Annotated in this window: 6 protein-coding genes; all 6 read left to right on the forward strand. The window is 71.7% G+C overall.

The window, feature by feature from the left end:
- Positions 1-670: helix-turn-helix transcriptional regulator (locus DQW85_RS28865; RefSeq protein WP_162795457.1), on the forward strand; the 670-nt coding region annotated here is incomplete at its 5' end.
- Entirely contained in the window at positions 667-1632 is a 966-nt protein-coding gene (locus tag DQW85_RS28870; protein WP_113703013.1) for a helix-turn-helix transcriptional regulator, read from the forward strand. The genes DQW85_RS28865 and DQW85_RS28870, both read left to right, overlap by 4 nt.
- Before the next feature lie 224 nt (positions 1633-1856).
- A complete protein-coding gene (gene tatA / locus DQW85_RS28875) occupies positions 1857-2192 on the forward strand; it encodes a Sec-independent protein translocase subunit TatA (protein WP_113703014.1) in 336 nt (111 codons plus the stop codon).
- 31 nt (positions 2193-2223) lie between these two features.
- Complete coding sequence (gene tatC, locus DQW85_RS28880; RefSeq protein WP_113703015.1) at positions 2224-3078, forward strand: twin-arginine translocase subunit TatC; 855 nt, start codon at positions 2224-2226, stop codon at positions 3076-3078.
- 16 nt (positions 3079-3094) lie between these two features.
- The gene (locus DQW85_RS28885) at positions 3095-4027 is read left to right on the forward strand and encodes a diacylglycerol/lipid kinase family protein (RefSeq protein WP_113703016.1); all 933 of its coding nucleotides are present in this window, start codon (positions 3095-3097) and stop codon (positions 4025-4027) included.
- 79 nt (positions 4028-4106) lie between these two features.
- On the forward strand, positions 4107-5753 hold a 1647-nt coding region (locus tag DQW85_RS28890), incomplete at its 3' end, for a DEAD/DEAH box helicase (protein WP_162795458.1).

The raw sequence follows: 5753 nt of genomic DNA on the forward strand, positions 1-5753 counted from the left end.
CTCGGGCGCGCTGCTGAAGCTGCGGGCCGGCGGCGTCGCGACCGACGAGACCGTCGGCGGCGGAGCGCTGGAGCTGCGCGTCGACACCCGCGACCCGGCCTTCCCCGCGCTGTGGGACGCCGTGCGCGACCGGCGCGTGGTCCGCTTCGACTACCGCAGCGCGGGCAGCGAGAACGTGCGGTCCCGCACCGTCGAGCCGTGGGGCGTGGTCAGCCGCCGCGGCCGGTGGTACCTCGCCGGGTTCGACCGCGACCGCGAGGCGCCGCGCGCCTTCCGGCTCAGCCGCATCACGGGCCAGGTCGCCGCCGCCGGCAGGCCGGGCGCGGTCAAGGTGCCCGAGGGCGTGGACCTGCGGTCCATGGTCGGCTTCCCCGATGAGGCGATGGAGGAGCGCGTCGCCCTCATCCGCGTACGGAAGGGCGCCTGCGAAGGGCTGCGCCAGCTCGCCAGGGCCGTCCACCCCGGCCACCCCGGCCACCCCGGCTACCCCGGCCACCCCGGCCACCCCGGCCACCCCGGCCACGACGGCTGGGACGAGGCCGAGCTGGCGTTCTCCGACCCTGAGCGGCTGGCGGGATGGATGGCCAGCCTGGGCTCCGACGTCGAGGTGGTCGAGCCGCCCGACGCCCGCGAGGCCGTCATCCGCCGACTGAAGGGAGCCCTGGCATGAGCTCCTCCGCCGACCGCCTGCCGAGGCTGCTCGCGCTCGTGCCCTATCTGATGTCCCACCCGGGCGCGCAGGTCGGCGAGGTGGCCGAGGTGTTCGGGCTGAGCGAGAAGCAGCTCATCGACGACCTGCAGCTCGTGTGGATGTGCGGGCTGCCGGGGCACACGCCGGGCGACCTCATCGACGTCTCCTGGGACGGCGGCGAGATCCTCATCGACAACGCCGACACCATCGCCAGGCCGCTGCGGCTCGGCATCGACGAGGCGAGCGCGCTGCTGGTCGCGTTGCGCATGCTGGCCGCCATGCCGGAGCTGGCCGAGGTCCCTGGCGACGCGCTGCCCCGCGTGGTCGCCAAGCTGGAGCGGGCCGCGGGAGAGGGCGCCGCCGAGGTCAGCAGCCACGTCGCGGTCGACGTGGACGCCGCGCCCGACGCGCTGCCCCGCGTCCGCGAGGGGCTGACCGGGCGGCGCAGACTGTCGCTGCGCTACTACGTGCCGGGCCGCGACGAGGTGACACCGCGGGAAGTGGACCCCATGCGGCTGGTGGTCGCTGACGGCCGCACCTACCTGGAGGGGTGGTGCTACCGGGCCGAGGCCATGCGGCTGTTCCGCCTCGACCGGATGCTCGGGGTGGACGTGCTCGACGTGCCCGCGGACCCGCCCGCGGAGGCCGAGCCGATCGACGTGACGCGGGGCGTGTTCCGGCCCTCGCCGACCGACGAGCTGGTGGAGCTGGAGGTGACCGCGGCCGGGCGGTGGGTCGCCGAACACTACCCGTGCGAGGAGCTCACCGAGCTCGGCGAGGGACGGCTGCGCATCACGCTGCGGGCCCGCGACGAGGACTGGATCGTCAAGCTGGCGCTCCGGCTGGGCGACACCGGCAGGGTCGTCTCGCCGCCGGTCATGGCCGAGCGGGTCCGCGCGGAGGCCGAGCGCGCCCTGTCCCTGTACGCTCACCGGTCATGACGTGGATCCTCCCGGCCGCCGTGCTGGGCCTGGCCGGGACGTCCGTGCTGGTGGCGGCAGGTGCCCGGGTCGCCGTCGCGGCGCGTAGGCTGAGCAGGGAAGTCGCCGACGCTCGGGCGCGGCTCGAGCCGAGGACGGCCAGATTGGGCTCCCCGAGGGATGAGACACGAGCCCGGGGAGCGTACGATCGTGGCTGAAACGCACTAGCCCGGTAAGGACGTGACATGCCGAACCTCGGAGTCCCCGAACTTCTGATCATCGCACTGGTGCTCGTCCTGCTGTTCGGTGCCAAGAAGCTGCCGGAGATGGCACGCGGCGTCGGCAGGTCACTGCGCATCTTCAAGGCGGAGACGGCCAAGCTCCGCGACGACGACGATGACTCGCAGACCACGGTGCAGGCCCAGCCGGCGGCCCAGTCCACGGCACAGCCGCAGCCCGCGCCGCCGCAGCAGATCCAGCCCGCGCCCGCCCCGGCCCTGTCGGCCGAGGAGCAGGCCCGTCGGCTCGAGGAGCAGGCGGCCAGGCTGCGCGCCAACGCCCAGAGCGACAAGCCCGCCTGACCTCATCCCTCCTCGTCACCTGGACTACTAGATGGCGCTGCTCAAACGGTCGAACGGAAGCGGGCCCACCCCGGATCCCGAAGGCCGGATGCCGCTCATGGACCATCTGCGTGAGCTGCGCAACCGGCTGCTCATCTCGACGATCGCGCTGGTCGTGGGCGTCGTCGTGGGCTGGATCCTGTTCGACCCGGTGTGGGAGTTCATCAAGGCGCCCTTCTGCGAGACGCCGCAGGCGCAGCAGCTCCGCGTCGGCACCTGCACGCTCACCTACGGCGGCATCTTCCAGTCCTTCTTCCTGACCCTCAAGGTCTCGGCGATGGTCGGCATCGTCGTGTCGTCGCCGGTCTGGCTCTACCAGATCTGGTCGTTCGTCACGCCGGCGCTCTACCGCAACGAGAAGCGCTACTCGATCGCGTTCATGGCGCTGGCGATCCCGCTGTTCCTGCTCGGCGCGGTGCTCGCCTACCTGATCATGGACACCAGCCTGGCCATCCTGCTGGGGTTCGCACCCAGCGACGCGGTGGCCGTCATCCAGATCGACGAGTACGTCAGCTACGTGCTCATCATGCTGGTGATCTTCGGCATCTCGTTCGAGCTGCCGCTGGTCCTGGTGTTCCTCAACCTCATCGGGATCCTGTCGCACGCCACCGTGAAGAAGCACCGCCGCACGGTCATCTTCGCGATGTTCGTGTTCGGCGCGATCATCACGCCGGGCGGCGACCCCATCACCATGATGGCCCTCGCCGCGCCGATGATCATCCTGTACTTCGTCGCTGAGGCGTTCATGTACCTGCGCGAGAAGCGCGGCGCGTCCCGCGAGGACTTCTCGCACCTCTCCGACGACGAGGCCTCGCCACTGGAAGAGGATTCCGGTTCCGCCCAATAGGCGATACGTTCCGGGCGTGTCCCCTCAACTAGCTCTGCTCGTCAATCCGGCGGCCCGTGGCGGCCGCACCCTGCGCCTGCTGGAGCCCGTGGTACGCCGGCTGCGCGCCGGTGGGGCCGACGTGTCGGTGATCGTGGGCGATGACGCCACCGACGCCCTGGAACGGGCCTGCGCCGCGGTGGCCGAGCGCCCCGACGCCCTCGTCGCCTTCGGCGGCGACGGGCTGGTGCACCTGGCCGTGCAGGCCGTGGCGGGCACGGACGTGCCGCTCGGCATCATCCCGGCCGGCACCGGCAACGACATCGCCGCCGCGCTGGGGCTGCCCCGCAAGGACCTGATGGCGGCGGCCCGCACCGTGCTGCGCATGAAGTCGCGGCCGATCGACGCCGCCAGCATCCGCGCCGCCGACACCGCTGACCCCGCTGACCCCGTCGTGGGGGACGCGGGGACGGGGAGCGTGGAGGAGCTGTTCGCCGGGGTCGTGTGCTGCGGGTTCGACTCGCGGGTGAACGAGCGGGTCAACCGGCTCACCTGGCCGCCGGGGATGGCCAGGTACCTGGTGGCCGTGGCGGGGGAGCTGCGCCGGTTCCGGCCCATCCCGTTCCGGATCACGCTCGACGGCGAGACGACCGAGCGGGAGGCCATGCTGGTCGCCGTGGCCAACACCCGCTCCTACGGGGCGGGCATGCGGGTGTGCCCCGACGCCCGGCCGGACGACGGGCTGCTGGACGTGATGGTGCTCGGGGCCGTCGGCAAGGGGGAGTTCCTGAGGGTGTTCCCCGGCGTCTACCGGGGGACGCACGTGAACCACCCGGCGGTGTCGATCACGCGGGTGAGGAGCGTGCGGCTGGAGGCCCCGGACGTCGTGGCGTACGCCGACGGCGAACGCGTCGGGCCGGTCCCCATCACCTGCGAGGTGCGTCCGGGCATGCTCAGGGTCATCACATGAGATCTACACTGTAAAGGCGAGCTTCCGGGAACATGATCACCCGGGCGGACCAGAAAGGTGATTTCGGTAGGCTGGCGCTATGACGACGCCAGCGGAACGCTACGCGGCCTTCCGTGAGAAGTTCGGGGACGACGGGGCCGCCTTCAGATCGTTCCGAGGTCTGTACGACTTCGAGCTCGACGACTTCCAGGCCGACGCCTGCCGCGCGCTCGAGGCGGGTGACGGAGTCCTGGTGGCCGCCCCCACCGGCTCGGGCAAGACGGTCGTCGGCGAGTTCGCCGTCCACCTGGCGCTGGAGCAGGGGCGCAAGTGCTTCTACACCACGCCGATCAAGGCGCTGTCCAACCAGAAGTACAACGACCTGGTCAAGCGGTACGGCACCACCAAGGTCGGCCTGCTGACCGGCGACAACAGCGTCAACGGCGACGCCCCCATCGTGGTCATGACCACCGAGGTGCTGCGCAACATGCTCTACGCCGGGTCGGCCACCCTGGCCGGGCTGGGCTTCGTCGTCATGGACGAGGTGCACTACCTCGCCGACCGCTTCCGCGGCGCGGTCTGGGAGGAGGTCATCATCCACCTGCCCGAGTCGGTCAGGCTGGCGGCGCTGTCGGCCACCGTCAGCAACGCCGAGGAGTTCGGCGAGTGGCTGGGCGAGGTGCGCGGCGACACCACGGTCATCGTGGACGAGCACCGGCCGGTGCCGCTCTGGCAGCACATGATGGTCGGCAACCGCGTCTACGACATGTTCATGAGCGACCACGACACGCCGCGCATCAACCCCACGCTGATGCGGGTCACCCGCGACGCCGAGCGGCTCACCATGGGCCGCGGCAGGCGCGGCTACGGCCGTCCGCAGCGCTCGCGCCCGCCCGACCGGACGCAGGTGATCGAGAAGCTCGACGCCGAGGGCCTGCTGCCCGCGATCACGTTCATCTTCTCGAGGGCGGGCTGCGACGCGGCCGTCATGCAGTGCCTGCACGCCGGGATCCGGCTCACCACCGACCGCGAGCGCCACGAGATCAGGCAGATCGTCGACGAGCGCACCGCGCACCTGCCCGACGAGGACCTGGCCGTGCTCGGCTACCTGGAGTGGCGCGACTGCCTGGAGCGCGGGCTGGCCGCCCACCACGCGGGCATGCTGCCGGCGTTCAAGGAGGTCGTGGAGGAGCTGTTCACCCGCGGCCTGGTCAAGGCGGTCTTCGCCACCGAGACGCTGGCGCTCGGCATCAACATGCCCGCCCGCAGCGTCGTGATCGAGAAGCTCGACAAGTGGAACGGCGAGAGCCACGCCGACCTCACGCCCGGCGAGTACACCCAGCTGACCGGCCGGGCGGGGCGGCGCGGCATCGACGTCGAGGGCCATGCCGTGGTGCTCTGGCAGCCCGGCATGGACCCGCTGTCGGTGGCGGGGCTGGCCGGCACCCGCACCTACCCGCTGCGCTCCAGCTTCCAGCCCTCCTACAACATGGCCGTCAACCTGGTCGGCCAGTTCGGCCGCGAGCGCGCCCGCACGCTGCTGGAGGAGTCGTTCGCGCAGTTCCAGGCCGACCGGGCGGTCGTCGGGCTGGCCAAGCAGCTGCGCAAGCACGAGGAGGCGCTGGAGGGCTACCAGGAGGCGATGACCTGCCACCTGGGCGACTTCACCGACTACGCGGCGCTGCGGCGGCGCCTGTCCGACCGGGAGGCCGAGCTGTCGCGCCAGCGCGGCGCGGCCCGGCGGGCG

Origin of the sequence: Nonomuraea lactucae, from assembly GCF_003313395.1 — a bacterium.
In the GTDB taxonomy this organism is placed as follows: Bacteria; Actinomycetota; Actinomycetes; order Streptosporangiales; family Streptosporangiaceae; genus Nonomuraea; species Nonomuraea lactucae.